The sequence below is a fragment of the Nonomuraea muscovyensis genome (assembly GCF_014207745.1).
Lineage (GTDB): Bacteria > Actinomycetota > Actinomycetes > Streptosporangiales > Streptosporangiaceae > Nonomuraea > Nonomuraea muscovyensis.
Genome location: NZ_JACHJB010000001.1, coordinates 740,115 through 752,679 on the forward strand (window position 1 = coordinate 740,115; position 12,565 = coordinate 752,679).

Sequence of the window (12,565 nt, forward strand, 5' to 3'; positions counted from 1 at the left end):
TCAGGTAATTTATCCGGAACTTTCACCGGAAAGCACACGTCAAACGGGTCATGTTGATCGACGGAGACCCCCAGACGCTGGGCGGATACTGGCTCGCCGGCCGGATCGGCGCGGGCGGCCAGGGCGTCGTCTACGAGGGGTACGCCGAGGACGGCCGCCGGGTGGCGATCAAGGTTCTGCACCGGGACCAGGCCGCCGCGCTCGCCCGGGAGGCGGCGGCCGCGCGCCGGGTGGCCTCGTTCTGCACGGCCGCCGTGCTGGAGGTGGACCTGGACGGACCCAGGCCGTACGTCGTCAGCGAGTACGTGCCGGGCCCCAGCCTGCGCCAGTCCGTCGCGGACGGCCGCACGTTCGACGACGGCGAGTTGCACCGGCTGGCCACGGCGATCGCCACCGCGCTGACCGCGATCCACGACGCCGGGGTGGTCCACCGCGACCTGAAGCCCGACAACGTGCTGCTCGGCCCCGACGGCCCCCGGGTCATCGACTTCGGCATCGCCAGGACCGCGGAGATGTCGCTCACCACCACCGGCCTGGTGACGGGCACGCCCACGTACATGGCGCCCGAGGTGTTCGGCGGCGAGCGGGCTGGGACGCCGGCGGACGTGTTCGCCTGGGGATGCATCATGGTGTTCGCGGCGAGCGGGACGGACCCGTTCCAGTCGGACACCCTCGGCGGGGTCATGCACCGCGTGCTGTCGGCCAGCCCGGACCTCGGCGTCCTGCCGGACTCCCTGCGGCCCCTGGTGGCGGCCGCGCTCAGCAAGGAACCGCTGGAGCGGCCCGCCGCGCGCAACCTGCTGCTCTCCCTGATCAGCGCCGATGCCCGGACCGCGGGACTGGACACCGGCCGCCTGCTCGGCGAGGCGGGCAGGCGGACCTCGCTGGCGGGCGGCGGGGGCGACCCGGCGCTGGGGTCGCTGGCCGAGGAGTGCTTCGAGCTGCTCGGCCCCGACGAGCGGGAACTGGCTCCGGAGGTGTTCCTCCGGCTCGTCACGATGGGTGAGCAGGGCGGTCTGTCGGCTCGCCGGGCCGCCCTGACCGAACTGCTGGACAGCCGGCCGCTGCCGGAGGTCGCGGCGATCACCCGGATCCTGGAGGTCTTCGGCTACCTGGTCGGCCGGGACGAGGAGGAGGTCTGGCTGGCCCGGCCCGCCCTGCCGTACGCCTGGCCGCGTCTGCGTCGCTGGATCGAGGCCAACCGCGACGGCCTCGCCGTGCACCGCGACATCCTCGCCGCCGCCCTGCGGTGGGACCGGGCCGGGCGCAGGGAGGGCGACCTGCTGCAGGGCAGCAGCCTGGAGAACGCGCTGCAGTGGGCGGCCACGGCCCGCAGGAACATCACCCTGTCCCGTGCGGAACGCGACTTCCTGGACGCGGGCGCCGGGCTGACCAGGCGGCGCGCCAGAAGGGACCGCCTCGTCTCGCTCACCCTGGCCGGGCTGCTGGTGATCGCCCTGGTCGCGGGCGGGCTGGCGGTGCACCAGGGCGGGCTGGCCGACGAGCGGGCGGCACGCATCGCCGTGCAGCGTGACCAGGCGGAGGCGGCGCGGCTGGCCCTGGCGGCGGACTCGCTGCGCGGCACCGACCCGCGGGCGGCGATGCTGCTCAGCGTGGCGGCCTGGCGGCTGGACCGCACGCCGCGCAGCCGGGCGGCGCTCACCGCCTCGCTGGCGCGGCGGGAGGTCGCCGCGTTCCGGGATCCCGCCACCGCGAGCGGCACGGTCCGCGCGCTCAGCCGCGACGGCCGGACCCTGGCCAGTGTGGGCGACGGCGCGCTGCGGCTGTGGGACGTGCGGACCGGAAGGCGGAGCGGCGGCATCGCCGCACTGGGCCTGGCGCGCGACGACGGCGCCGGGCCTGAGACGCCGCTGGACGCGACGTTCGCGCCCAGCGGGCGGCAGGTGCTGGTGGTCACCAACAGGCGCGCCCGCGTGTGGGACCTGCGCACCGGCGAGGTGGTGGGCTCCTGGAGGTTCCGTACGGACGTGGGCGACGACACCGGCATCCCGGTCGGCGTCCACTACGGGACGGTGGACCGGTACGCGCTGGTCACCGTCGACGACGACACCTACGTCTGGGACCTGGAGCGCGGCACCCGGGTGCGGACCTCCGACGCGCTCGGCCCGATGACGCCGGCCGGCGACGCGATCTACGCGGTGGCCGGCGACGGGCGGATCGAGCGGCGGTCCCTGCCCGGGCTCGTCCGCACGGGGTCGCGTGCCCCCGCGGCCCGCTGCGACGACTGCGGCCAGCCGCTCGCTCTCACCCCGGACGGCCGCTCGCTGCTGGAGCCGCTGGGCAACGCCCTGCAGGTGACCGACCTGCGCGACGGCTCCATCGGCACCATCGGCGAGCAGGGTGACGTCTGGAACCGCGGTGGGCTCGTCTACGCCGCCGACGGCCGGCGGTTCGCCTCGGTCACCAGCGAGCAGGTCCAGGTCTGGGACGCCGACGGCGACCTGCTGACCACGCTGGACGTGCCGGACGGCTCGAACTACGACGGGACACCACCGCCGCTGGTCGCCTTCGACGGCCCCGTGCTCCGCTACCTCGTCGAGAACCGGGTCGTCACCGTCGAGCTGAGCGACCTGACCGTCCCCGCGCGGCGGCCGTCGTGGTCGTGGGCGCGGATGGACTCCGGCGCGCGGCGGATGCTGGCGTCCGAGACCGGCGAGCGCATCCACCTGGCCCGCCCGGGCGGCCCGCTGGGCGGGCCCCTGCTCGTCAGGACGAATCCCCGGCTGCTGGGCACGGGCGCCTTCAGCCACGACGGGCGGCTGGCCGCACTGGGCGGGTACGGCGAGGTCGTGCTGGTCGACACCACCACGCGGCGCACGCTCGCGACGTTCACCCCTCGGGGGAAGCTGGCGGGGTTCCACCCCCGGAAGGTGGCGGTCAGCCCGGACGGCGCACTGGTGGCCGCCGGACTGGAGTACACCGACGGCGGCGCCTCCCGTCGCCACGCGGTCGGGGTGTGGGACAGCGGGTCGGGGCGCCTGCTGTGGTCGGCGCGGGTGGGCGGCGCCGAGGACGTGGAGTTCTCGCCCGACGGGCGGCTGCTGGCCGTCGCGGGCGGCGAGCAGCACCTGTTCGAGGCGGCGTCGGGCAGGCGCGCCGGCGGGCCGTTCGGCACGGGCCGGGGCACGACGGTCGAGGACATGGTGTTCAGCCGCGACGGCCGCTCCGTGGCCGCCGTCGACTTTCGCGGGCGGGTGACCGTCCACCACACCGCCACCCGCCGGCTCCTGCGCGAGACCCCAGGCACGGCGCCGGGTCAGGGCGACGCCGCCCGGTCGCCGCGCGAGGACGTCATCGCGGTGATCACCAACGCGGGCGAGGTCGAGCTGCACGATCTGGCGACCGGCACGGCCCTGGGCGGGCTCGGTGACGCCGGTCTCGGCGTGCCGCACGCGGTGACGTTCTCGGCCGACGGCGCCAAGGTGGTCGTCCTGGACGGGGCGGGGGTCGTCCGCGAGCGGGTGGTCGAGCCGGGGGCGATGGCGGCGGCGGTGTGCGCCCGGGCCGGGACGCCGCTGAGCGTGGCCGAGTGGCGGCGTCACGTCACCGGCGTACCGTATCGGAGCGTTTGTCCCTAGGATCCGAGCATGAGACTGGACGACGTCGACGGCCTGCGCATCGCCACGTTCGGCGACGGGCCGCGGGTGATCCTCGCGGTGCACGGGATCACCGCCTCGCTGATGGCCTGGGCCGCGGTGGGGCGGCGGGTGCCGCAGGGCTGGTCCCTGGTGGCGATGGACCTGCGCGGGCGCGGTCACAGCGCCGGCCTGCCCGGCCCGTACGGCCTGCCCCGCCACGCCGAGGACGTGCTGCGCGTCGCCGACCACGTGGGGGCGGGACCGGAGGCCGTGCTGACGGGACACTCGATGGGCGCCTACGTCGCCGCGCTGGCCGCCGCCGGGCGGGACTTCGCCCGGGTCGTGCTGGTGGACGGCGGCCTGCCCCTGCCGCTCCCCGACGGCGTCGACCCCGCGCAGGCGCTGGCGGCCACGCTCGGGCCGGCGTTGGCGCGGCTGTCGATGACGTACGCGACGGCGGAGGAGTACGTGGCCTTCTTCCGGGCGCATCCGGCGTTCGCCGGCCGATGGAACGACGACGCGGAGGCCTACGTCCGCTACGACCTGACCGGGCCGGCCGGCGCGCTCCGCTCGCGGGTGGCCCCGGAGGCGGCGCGCGAGGACGGCCGGTGGCTGCTCACCGAGCCGGGCCGGATCGGCGCCGCGCTGGAGTCGATCAAGTCGCCGCTGTCGCTGCTGCGGGCGCCGCGCGGGCTGCTCGACCAGGAGACCGGCATGCTGCCCGATGCCCTCGTCGCCGCCTGGACGGCCCGGTTGCCCGGTCTGTCCGACGAGGTGCTGCCGGACTGCAACCACTACACGATCCTGTTCGACGAGCGCTGCGCGTCGCTGGTGGCCGACCGGCTCACCCGGCCCTGACGGACGTACGCGAACGGCCCCGGAACGGGAAGTTCCGGGGCCGTCTCAGGTCATCTGAGACGCGGGACGTCAGCGCGGCGCGATCCAGGTCGCCCGGGCCGCCGCCACCAGCGTGCCGTCCACCTCGTAGATCGCGCTCTCGCCGAACAGCTTGCGCCCCTCGCGGCCGGTGGCGCGGGCCACGACCGAGTAGGCGCCGCCCGGGTAGACGCGCCGGTGCACCTGGACGGCCAGCCGCCCGAGCAGCGCCGACTCGCCGGGCCGGAAGTGGGCCCAGCCCGTGACGCAGTCGAGCACGGCGCCCACGACGGAGCGGGGCACGCCGTCCTCGTCGGCCACGGTGAACGGCACCCGCCAGCCTGCGGCCACCAGGTCCGTGCCCTCGACCGGGCCGGGGAAGACACGCAGCCCGTCGCCCGGCTCGCGCAGCCCGCAGGCGAAGCACTCGGGGAAGGCGTGCCCGTGCCAGCCGGCGAACCCGGCCTCGGCCCGCGCCGCCTCGGTGAACGGGACGAACTCCGGAGCCTGCACATCCTCCGCGACGGGGATGGCCTCGACGAGCAGCCGGTCGGCGTGGGAAAGGGTGGCGGTGTTGGCGACGTGCTCCAAGCGCAGCTCGGTTTCGAGGGGGGTGGGGGCGTGCAGCGTGACCTCGACGGCTGATCGGTTGTCGCTGAGCGCCTCGGCCATGGTGCCGGCTATCCAGCCGCCGTTGGCGACTCCCGCCGGTCCCCGGAAACGCTCGGGAACGGTCAACACGGTCTGCAGGGCAGCCGTCGTCATGTCTCACCCTCCCACATCGCCCAAGGGGCGAAACTTCAAAAATCCAGATTAAGCAGGCCGATATTACCGAAGATCCGGTCGACCGAAGCCCGAAGTGCTGCGACCAGATCTACCTACACCGGCCATAACACTGCAGAGCCGTCCAGAACTTCCCGTCCAGGTGGGCCTGAAACACCGCAGCCCGCGGGTTCCGGATCCCCGAGCCCGCCGGGAAGGCGCGCACCGCACCCGTAAGATACGGGTCCCTCGTTGCACGCAGGTGACGCGGGGGTAAGAAGTGATGTTGCTCACGTACGGGAGCGCGGGCCCCGCAGGCGCTTCTGCTCGGCGATGGCCGCGCCGGAGCCGCCCTGGCGGCGAGTAGGGCGAGCCCCGGCGCGGTGCCTGGTGCCGCCGCCTGCCTCATGTTCGACCTTCCCCCGGTCGGGAGAAGGCCACCACACTTCACTGGAAAACGGTGCAAAACGTACGTATATCGCTGTTTTCCCGCCCGCCGCCGCGGACGCCCGCCCTACCTGAAGGCGCCGTCGCCGGTGAAGGCCAGCTCGGCGAAACGTTCACCGATGCGGCGGTGGGTGGCGGCGTCCGGGTGGAGCCGGTCGGGCAGCGGCAGCTCGGCGGCGTCCGCCTCACCGTAGAGGTCACGCCCGTCGAGGTGGTGCAGGTCGGGGTCCTGGGCCGCGCGCTGCGCCACGATCCGGGCGAGCTCGTCGCGGATCACGCCCAGGGTCAGTTTCCCGCTCGCCCGTTCCGCCGGATCGCCTGCGGCGCGGAACCGCAGCCGCCCGGCGCCGAGGGCGGTGAGGTCGGGGGCGCTGGGACCGGGCGTGTTCTCGTGGATGGGGCACAGGATGGGCGAGACGACCAGCAGCGGTGTGGTGGGGTGGCCTTCGCGGATGGTGTCGAGGAAGCCGTGGACCGCGGGGGCGAAGGCGCGCAGGCGCATCAGGTCGGTGTTGACCAGGTTGATGCCGATCTTGACGCTGATCAGGTCGGCGGGGGTGTCCCGCATGGTGCGAGCGGTGAACGGGTCGAGCAGGGCGCTGCCGCCCAGGCCCAGATTGACCAGTTCCACGCCGCCGAGGGAGGCGGCGAGCGCGGGCCAGGTGGTGGTGGGACTGGCGGCGTCGGAGCCGTGGCTGATCGAACTGCCGTGGTGCAGCCACACCCTGCGGCCCCGGTCCGGCGCGGGCTCGACGGGGGCGTCGGTGCGCAGGGCGACGAGCTCGGTGGTCTCGTTGTGCGGCAGCCAGATCTCGACGTCCTTGACGCCGTCGGGCAGGCCGGCGAAGTGCAGGGTACCGGGCGGGCCGGGCCGCTGCTCGGCGGTGCCGGCGGCCATGTCGATGGTCAGCGTGTTGCCGCCCGGCACACTGGCCTGGCCGGCCAGGCGGCCGTCGACGAGCAGGTCGTACACGCCGTCCGGGCGGGGCGGGGCGCCCGTGTAGACCCGCTTGGTGGGCAGGGTCTCCAGCTCGACGGCGGTGGCCCGGGTGCGGAAGACCAGCCGTACGCCTGAGGGCTGGGACTCGGCCATGGCCAGTTGCCCGTCGGCGCACTGGGCGCGGGCCCAGGCGGGCAGCCGGTGCGGCAGCACGCCGTGCTCGGTGCGCTCCAGATCGAGCGCGCCGCGCAGCAGTTCCGCGGTGACGGGGGTGGTGATCCAGGTGTCCTCGGTGTACATGGCTTCGATCTCTCCGGGTCGTTCGTGGGCGCCGGCCGCGGTCACTTCTCGGGCCAGTTGCGCAGCAGGGCGTCGAGTGCGTCCAGGACGCGCGACCAGGTCTCCTGGGTGTCGGGGGCGCTGTGACTGAACCCGCCGCCCAGCTCCAGGCTGACGTAGCCGTGGAAGACGCTGCCCAGCAGCCGGACCGCGTGTGTCTGGTCCGGCTCGTCCAGGTCATAGCCGCGCAGGATCGCCCGCGTCATCTGCGCGTGCCGGCCGCCCGCGCTGGCGGCCGCCGTCGCCGGGTCCAGCCTGAACTGGGCCGCGGCGTAGCGGCCGGGATGCTCCCGGGCGTAGTCGCGGTAGACGTTCGCCAGAGCGGCCAGGGCGTCCTTGCCGGCCCGCCCGGCCAGCGCGGCGGAACCCCTGTCGGCGAGCTCCTCCAGGGCGAGCAGGGCGATCCTGGTCTTGAGGTCGTGGGAGCTCTTCACGTGCGAGTACAGGCTCGCGACCTTGACCTCGAACCGCCGGGCGAGCGCCGAGACGGTCACCTGCTCGAAGCCGACCTCGTCGGCCAGCTCGGCGCCCGCCAGGGCCAGGCGTTCGGAGGTCAACCCCACGCGAGCCATAACCCTCCCCCCTTTCAGCAGAACCCATCATGCAGCTACCTAAAGGGTTTAGGCAAATACGAAAACGTTGATGGAAGTGCTGGGCGAGCAGGAGAGGGGCGGCGCGCCCGGGTCCGGCCCTTCAGCGCTTCTCAACCCCTGCCTCTACCGCACATCTGCTGCCGAAGCGGTGCCCGGCAGCACCCGATCCAGTACCGCCACGATGACCGCGAAGTGGTGCGACATCGAATAGGCCTTCCACTGTGTTCCTGATCCGGGGCCGATGGCCTCGCACGCTGCCAGCGCGATCTGTTGATCTCCCCAGGAGAATGCGGGGCCCTCCAGCGGCCAGTCGCCGGATTTGAGCAGACTCCTGCAGAGGCGGTGGAAGCTACCGTGCCCGCCCTTGACGTCCTTCGGCTGCCGATGGAACCGCCAGTCCCCGGCTGACGTGTATCGCAGGTTGGGATCGGGACGCAGCCCATCCGACGGCGGGCCGGGATGGTCGACTCCGTAGTCTCCGTATCCGAGCCCCGGCCAGCGCCGGCACACATGGGTCCACAGGGCGGCTTCCTTCCTGGGGATCGACAGGACCCTCTCACGCGGACGGCCGTCGAAGAACTCGGGGCCAGGGAACGAGCCTGCCGCGATGGTCAGCGAGTGCCAATCATGATCCCGCAGATGCCGCAACGGTCCTGTCAGGCCGGCCAGCGCCTCTCGAACGTCGCGAAGGCGGCCACAGTCGAGTACGAGATCTGCCCGATCGACTGGCAAGCCGACGGCATCGAGTTGCTCAAGGAGCGTGCGCGAATCGCTGAGGCTGTAGACATAGGGCTCATCCACGCGAAGACATACGCCGAGGTGATGGGTTCCCACCAGGTGCCGCACTTCCTCAAGGTCATGCGGATCGTCGTCAAGATGAAGGACCGGACGGAAGGCGAGGTGTGAAGCACCGAGTTCTGCGTCGAGGAGATGTAGCGCTTCCATCGAAGCCGATCCTCCGAAACGCTGACCAAGTGGGGCCGCATCAAATGCCAGGTCTAAATCACGAAGGCCGTGTCTTCGCACCTGCCTTGCCAGTCTCCGCACAACGGCCTTGATATCATCGTCACCATCTCCGGGCACGACCTCAATGATCGGGCGGATGCTACATCTGACCGGCTCGCTCGCGTTCTCCAGTGCCAGAAAGCTGGGCAAACGGCCTTTTAGTATAGGCGCGTACACCGACATGACCCGGTTCTCCGTGCGGTTGGCGAACCTGCATCCGGGCAGCCTCGATCCAGCGGCCAAGGGCCGACTGCCCGGTTATTCCTGACGGTGAAGCCAGGCGATGCGGCCGTCAACCTTCGGGAGAATGTTTCTTGCGAGCTCGCCGAACCAGGGGTGCAGGTGAGCCTGGACTGACACCCCAACGCTCCAGAGAGCAACGGGACAGCCTTGAGGAGATCCGCAGGCCTCAAATGCCGGACCCGATGAGACGAACCTCGTCTGCTGCCCGATCACTGCCCTTCCGCCGGTCTGCAATGCGTCGAGGATACGAACAGCGAAAGCCTCCATACACAGCGAAGAGACCTCCTCCGTCTCGGCGAGTTCACCACCAATGACATGGTCCTGCACGTGGACCGACTCCCGTCGCCATTGTCAACGGCCACCTATTGTGAGCCTCTTCGAGCACGATAGGGTTATCGATGCGGCAAGCCGGTGTCCTGGCCGCACACTCACGTCCATTGCCGGACAGGGAGGTATCGTTGAGCGGTTTACCCGATCTTGGCCCGATGCCCCGGCGCATCACGGTCAATGCGGAGCAGGTCCATCGACTCATTGCCGAGCAGTTCCCCCAGTGGACGGATTTCCCGATTGAACCCGTGGCCAACGGTGGCTGGGACAACTGGACCTTCCGCCTCGGCAGCGGAATGCTCGTGCGTTTGCCCAGCGCATCCGAGTACGCCTTGGCGGTCGAAAAGGAACATCGGTGGCTGCCGCCGCTCGCCTCGCAGCTTCCGCTGCCCATTCCTGCCCCGCTGGCGAAGGGCGAGCCAGGTGCGGGCTACCCCTTCTCGTGGTCGATCTACCAGTGGCTCGACGGAGAGCCCGCGAGCGCCGACCGGATCGCTGATCCGGTCCGATTCGCGGTCGACCTGGCCGGCTTCGTCGCGGCCTTGCAGAGCCTCGACACTGCCGACGGTCCCCGGCCGGGAAAACACAACTGGTTCCGGGGCGCCACACTGCGCACCTATGAGGGGCAACTCGAGAGCGCGCTAGAGAAACTGGACCGTCACGTCGACGTCAGCCTGGCGCGCGAGATCTGGAAGACCGCACTGGACGCATGCTGGGACGGTGTGGACAGTTGGTTCCACGGTGACCTTGCCCAGGGGAATCTCCTGCTCAAAGACGGCCAGTTGGCAGCTGTCATCGACTTCGGCACGTGCGGCGTCGGCGACCCGGCCTGCGACCTGGCAATCGCATGGACATTGCTGACCGCTGACGGCCGCCAGGCGTTCCGCGAGCGACTGTCCGTTGACGATGCAAGCTGGGCACGCGGGCGTGGCTGGGCTCTCTGGAAGACGATGGCCACCTGCTCTTACACTCTGGGCGATACTGACGAGCCGGCGCTGAACGCACGGCGCGTCCTCACCGAGATCTTCAATCACCGGTGATGATCAGATATCTCGTGATCGCCGGGCTGTTGTCCCACAACCTGGTCGTGCAGGCCCCCGTCCGCCACGTGATGACGTGGAACGTCTGCGCGGGCACGAACAGCGGTTGCCCGCTCTTCCGCCGCTCAACCACCGAGGTGGCCTGGCACGTCGCCGTACTGGCGACCAAGGCGGACGTGGTCTTCCTCCAGGAGTTCTGCACGGGCGCGGACGCCGACCTGGAGCGCGAGCTGGAGGCACGCACCGGCCGGGCGTGGAGCGTCAAGTCGGCCGGGCTCACGCACCCGGACGGATCCTCGTACCTGTGCCACCCCGACTGGAACGGCAGGCCGCGCGGGGTGCAGAGCGTCACACTGGCCGTGGCCGAGCAGGACGCCCGCTTCGACGTGCATGCGCTGACCTCGCCGCCGTGGAGCGCCCGCAGGTACGCGGTCTGCACGGCTGACCGGGCGTTCTGCACCTCGCACTTCTCGTCGGGCGCGGAATCCGACGACAGGCAGAAGGGCGCGCCCTACCGGCACGCCCAGCTTCATGAGCTGTTCACGCTCGGCCGAGGTGTGGTCGGCGGCGACCTCAACCTGGTGCCGCGCGATGCCGCCAGCGCCTACAAGGGCCGCGACGAATGCGACCCACGCAACCGCTGGACCTACGTCACACGCAAGCGGAAGATTGATTACCTGTTCGCCGGCGACGGCCGCATACGGGGTTGCTTCGTCGACTACGGCAGGAGTGGGTGGTCCGACCACGTCCCGATGCACGTGTGGGTGGCGCGGTAGGAAGAGGTGCGCGTGGTGGCCGGGTGCGGGGATAAAAGGCCCGCGAGGGCGGACTCGCCTGGCCGTGGACAAGGTCTACGAGGCCGTCGAATCGCAGTCCGACGGCCCACACGTGCGCTTACAGCACCGGCAGGTAGCGGCCGAGCTCGAACTCGGTCACATGGCGGCGGTACTCTCGCCACTCCGCCCGCTTGTTGCGCAGGAAGAAGTCGAAGACGTGCTCGCCCAGCGTCTCGGCCACCAGCTCGCTCTGCTCCATGACGGCGATGGCCTCGTCGAGGGACTGCGGCAGCGGCCGGATGCCGAGGGCGCGGCGCTCGGCGCTGGTGAGCGTCCAGACGTTGTCCTCGGCGGCGGGCGGTAGTTCGTAGCCGTGCTCGATGCCGCGCAGCCCGGCGGCGAGGATGAGCGCGAACGCCAGGTAGGGGTTGCAGGCCGAGTCGAGCGAGCGGAACTCGATGCGGGTCGAGCCGCCCTTGTGCGGCTTGTACATGGGCACCCGGACCAGGGCCGACCGGTTGTTGTGGCCCCAGCAGATGTAGGACGGCGCCTCGCCGCCCTGGCCGGCGATGGCCTCGGCCCCGCCCCACAGGCGCTTGTAGGAGTTGACCCACTGGTTGGTGATCGCGGTGATCTCGGCGGCGTGCCGGAGCAGCCCCGCGATGAACGACCGGCCGGTCTTGGAGAGCTGGTAGTCGGCGCCGGCCTCGTAGAAGGCGTTGCGGTCGCCCTCGAACAGCGACATGTGGGTGTGCATGCCGGAGCCGGGGTGCTCGGTGAACGGCTTGGGCATGAACGAGGCCCAGATGCCCTGCTCCAGCGCGACCTCCTTCATGACCAGGCGGAAGGTCATGATGTTGTCGGCCGTGGTGAGGGCGTCGGCGTAGCGCAGGTCGATCTCCTGCTGGCCGGGGGCGCCCTCGTGGTGGCTGAACTCCACCGAGATGCCCATCGACTCCAGCATCATGATCGCCTGGCGCCGGAAGTCGTGGCCCGAGCTGTGCGGGGTGTGGTCGAAGTAGCCGCCGGAGTCGATCGGCTCGGGCCGCTGCCCCGGCTCGGGCCGCTGCTTCAGCAGGAAGAACTCGATCTCCGGGTGGGTGTAGAAGGTGAAGCCCATGTCGGCGCACTTGGCGAGCGTGCGCTTGAGCACCCAGCGCGGATCGGCGTGCGACGGCGAGCCGTCGGGCATGAGGATGTCGCAGAAGATGCGCCCGGCGCCCGGGATCTCGCTGCGCCACGGCAGGATCTGGAACGTCGCCGGGTCGGGCTTGGCGAGCATGTCGGCCTCGTAGACGCGGGCGAAGCCCTCGATGGCCGACCCGTCGAAGCCGATCCCCTCGGCGAAGGCGCCCTCGAGCTCGGCAGGCGCGATGGCCACCGACTTGAGGAAGCCGAGCACGTCCGTGAACCACAGCCGGATGAACCGGATGTCGCGTTCCTCAAGTGTGCGGAGCACGAACTCCTGCTGGCGGTCCAAGGCATCCCCTCGCGCGTGTACGGTACGGCTCTTCTTACCAGAATGCCGTGTCGTTGTTTCGCACAGGTTACGGGGAACGCCGGTGCGAGCCTCACTGACAAACAGTCCGCCCCGACCTACTGTGATCTTCGCAGTCAG

General features: G+C 71.1%; 9 protein-coding genes. 4 read left to right on the forward strand and 5 right to left on the reverse strand.

Annotated elements, in window-relative coordinates; all coding sequences use genetic code 11:
• Positions 1 to 50: 50 nt before the first annotated feature.
• Together FHU36_RS03555 and FHU36_RS03560 are read left to right on the forward strand one after the other, a co-directional pair.
• A complete protein-coding gene (locus FHU36_RS03555) occupies positions 51 to 3,599 on the forward strand; it encodes a serine/threonine-protein kinase (RefSeq protein WP_185082368.1) in 3,549 nt (1,182 codons plus the stop codon).
• 9 nt (positions 3,600 to 3,608) lie between these two features.
• On the forward strand, positions 3,609 to 4,457 hold the full coding sequence (locus tag FHU36_RS03560) for an alpha/beta fold hydrolase (RefSeq protein WP_185082369.1): 849 nt from the start codon (positions 3,609 to 3,611) through the stop codon (positions 4,455 to 4,457).
• Positions 4,458 to 4,526: 69 nt separating this feature from the next.
• On the opposite strand, the gene FHU36_RS03565 is transcribed toward FHU36_RS03560, so the two are convergent.
• The 4 genes from FHU36_RS03565 to FHU36_RS03580 form a co-directional block, all read right to left on the reverse strand.
• Complete coding sequence (locus FHU36_RS03565; protein WP_185082370.1) at positions 4,527 to 5,240, reverse strand: PaaI family thioesterase; 714 nt, start codon at positions 5,238 to 5,240, stop codon at positions 4,527 to 4,529.
• 511 nt (positions 5,241 to 5,751) lie between these two features.
• On the reverse strand, positions 5,752 to 6,924 hold the full coding sequence (locus tag FHU36_RS03570) for a GDSL-type esterase/lipase family protein (RefSeq protein ID WP_185082371.1): 1,173 nt from the start codon (positions 6,922 to 6,924) through the stop codon (positions 5,752 to 5,754).
• Between the two features lie 41 nt (positions 6,925 to 6,965).
• Positions 6,966 to 7,535, reverse strand: coding sequence for a TetR/AcrR family transcriptional regulator (locus tag FHU36_RS03575; RefSeq protein WP_185082372.1), 570 nt, complete (start codon positions 7,533 to 7,535; stop codon positions 6,966 to 6,968).
• Positions 7,536 to 7,679: 144 nt separating this feature from the next.
• Complete coding sequence (locus FHU36_RS03580) at positions 7,680 to 8,744, reverse strand: beta family protein (RefSeq protein WP_185082373.1); 1,065 nt, start codon at positions 8,742 to 8,744, stop codon at positions 7,680 to 7,682.
• A gap of 545 nt (positions 8,745 to 9,289) precedes the next feature.
• Here FHU36_RS03580 and FHU36_RS03585 point away from each other — a divergent pair.
• Together FHU36_RS03585 and FHU36_RS03590 are read left to right on the forward strand one after the other, a co-directional pair.
• Positions 9,290 to 10,171, forward strand: coding sequence for an aminoglycoside phosphotransferase family protein (locus FHU36_RS03585; protein WP_185084590.1), 882 nt, complete (start codon positions 9,290 to 9,292; stop codon positions 10,169 to 10,171).
• On the forward strand, positions 10,171 to 10,947 hold the full coding sequence (locus FHU36_RS03590; protein ID WP_185082374.1) for an endonuclease/exonuclease/phosphatase family protein: 777 nt from the start codon (positions 10,171 to 10,173) through the stop codon (positions 10,945 to 10,947). Before FHU36_RS03585 ends, FHU36_RS03590 begins: the two co-directional genes overlap by 1 nt.
• Before the next feature lie 118 nt (positions 10,948 to 11,065).
• Here FHU36_RS03590 and glnA2 read toward each other — a convergent pair whose 3' ends face one another.
• Positions 11,066 to 12,427, reverse strand: a complete 1,362-nt coding sequence (gene glnA2, locus FHU36_RS03595) for a gamma-glutamylpolyamine synthetase GlnA2 (protein WP_185082375.1) — start codon at positions 12,425 to 12,427, stop codon at positions 11,066 to 11,068.
• Between the last annotated feature and the right edge of the window lie 138 nt (positions 12,428 to 12,565).

Excerpts from the sequence above, each read along its gene's own strand:
- FHU36_RS03555 (WP_185082368.1), top strand. The coding sequence starts at position 51 with ATGTTGATCGACGGAGACCCCCAGACGCTGGGCGGATACTGGCTCGCC.
- FHU36_RS03560 (WP_185082369.1), top strand. The coding sequence starts at position 3,609 with ATGAGACTGGACGACGTCGACGGCCTGCGCATCGCCACGTTCGGCGAC.
- FHU36_RS03565 (WP_185082370.1), bottom strand. The coding sequence starts at position 5,240 with ATGACGACGGCTGCCCTGCAGACCGTGTTGACCGTTCCCGAGCGTTTC.
- FHU36_RS03570 (WP_185082371.1), bottom strand. The coding sequence starts at position 6,924 with ATGTACACCGAGGACACCTGGATCACCACCCCCGTCACCGCGGAACTG.
- FHU36_RS03575 (WP_185082372.1), bottom strand. The coding sequence starts at position 7,535 with ATGGCTCGCGTGGGGTTGACCTCCGAACGCCTGGCCCTGGCGGGCGCC.
- FHU36_RS03580 (WP_185082373.1), bottom strand. The coding sequence starts at position 8,744 with ATGTCGGTGTACGCGCCTATACTAAAAGGCCGTTTGCCCAGCTTTCTG.
- FHU36_RS03585 (WP_185084590.1), top strand. The coding sequence starts at position 9,290 with ATGCCCCGGCGCATCACGGTCAATGCGGAGCAGGTCCATCGACTCATT.
- FHU36_RS03590 (WP_185082374.1), top strand. The coding sequence starts at position 10,171 with ATGATCAGATATCTCGTGATCGCCGGGCTGTTGTCCCACAACCTGGTC.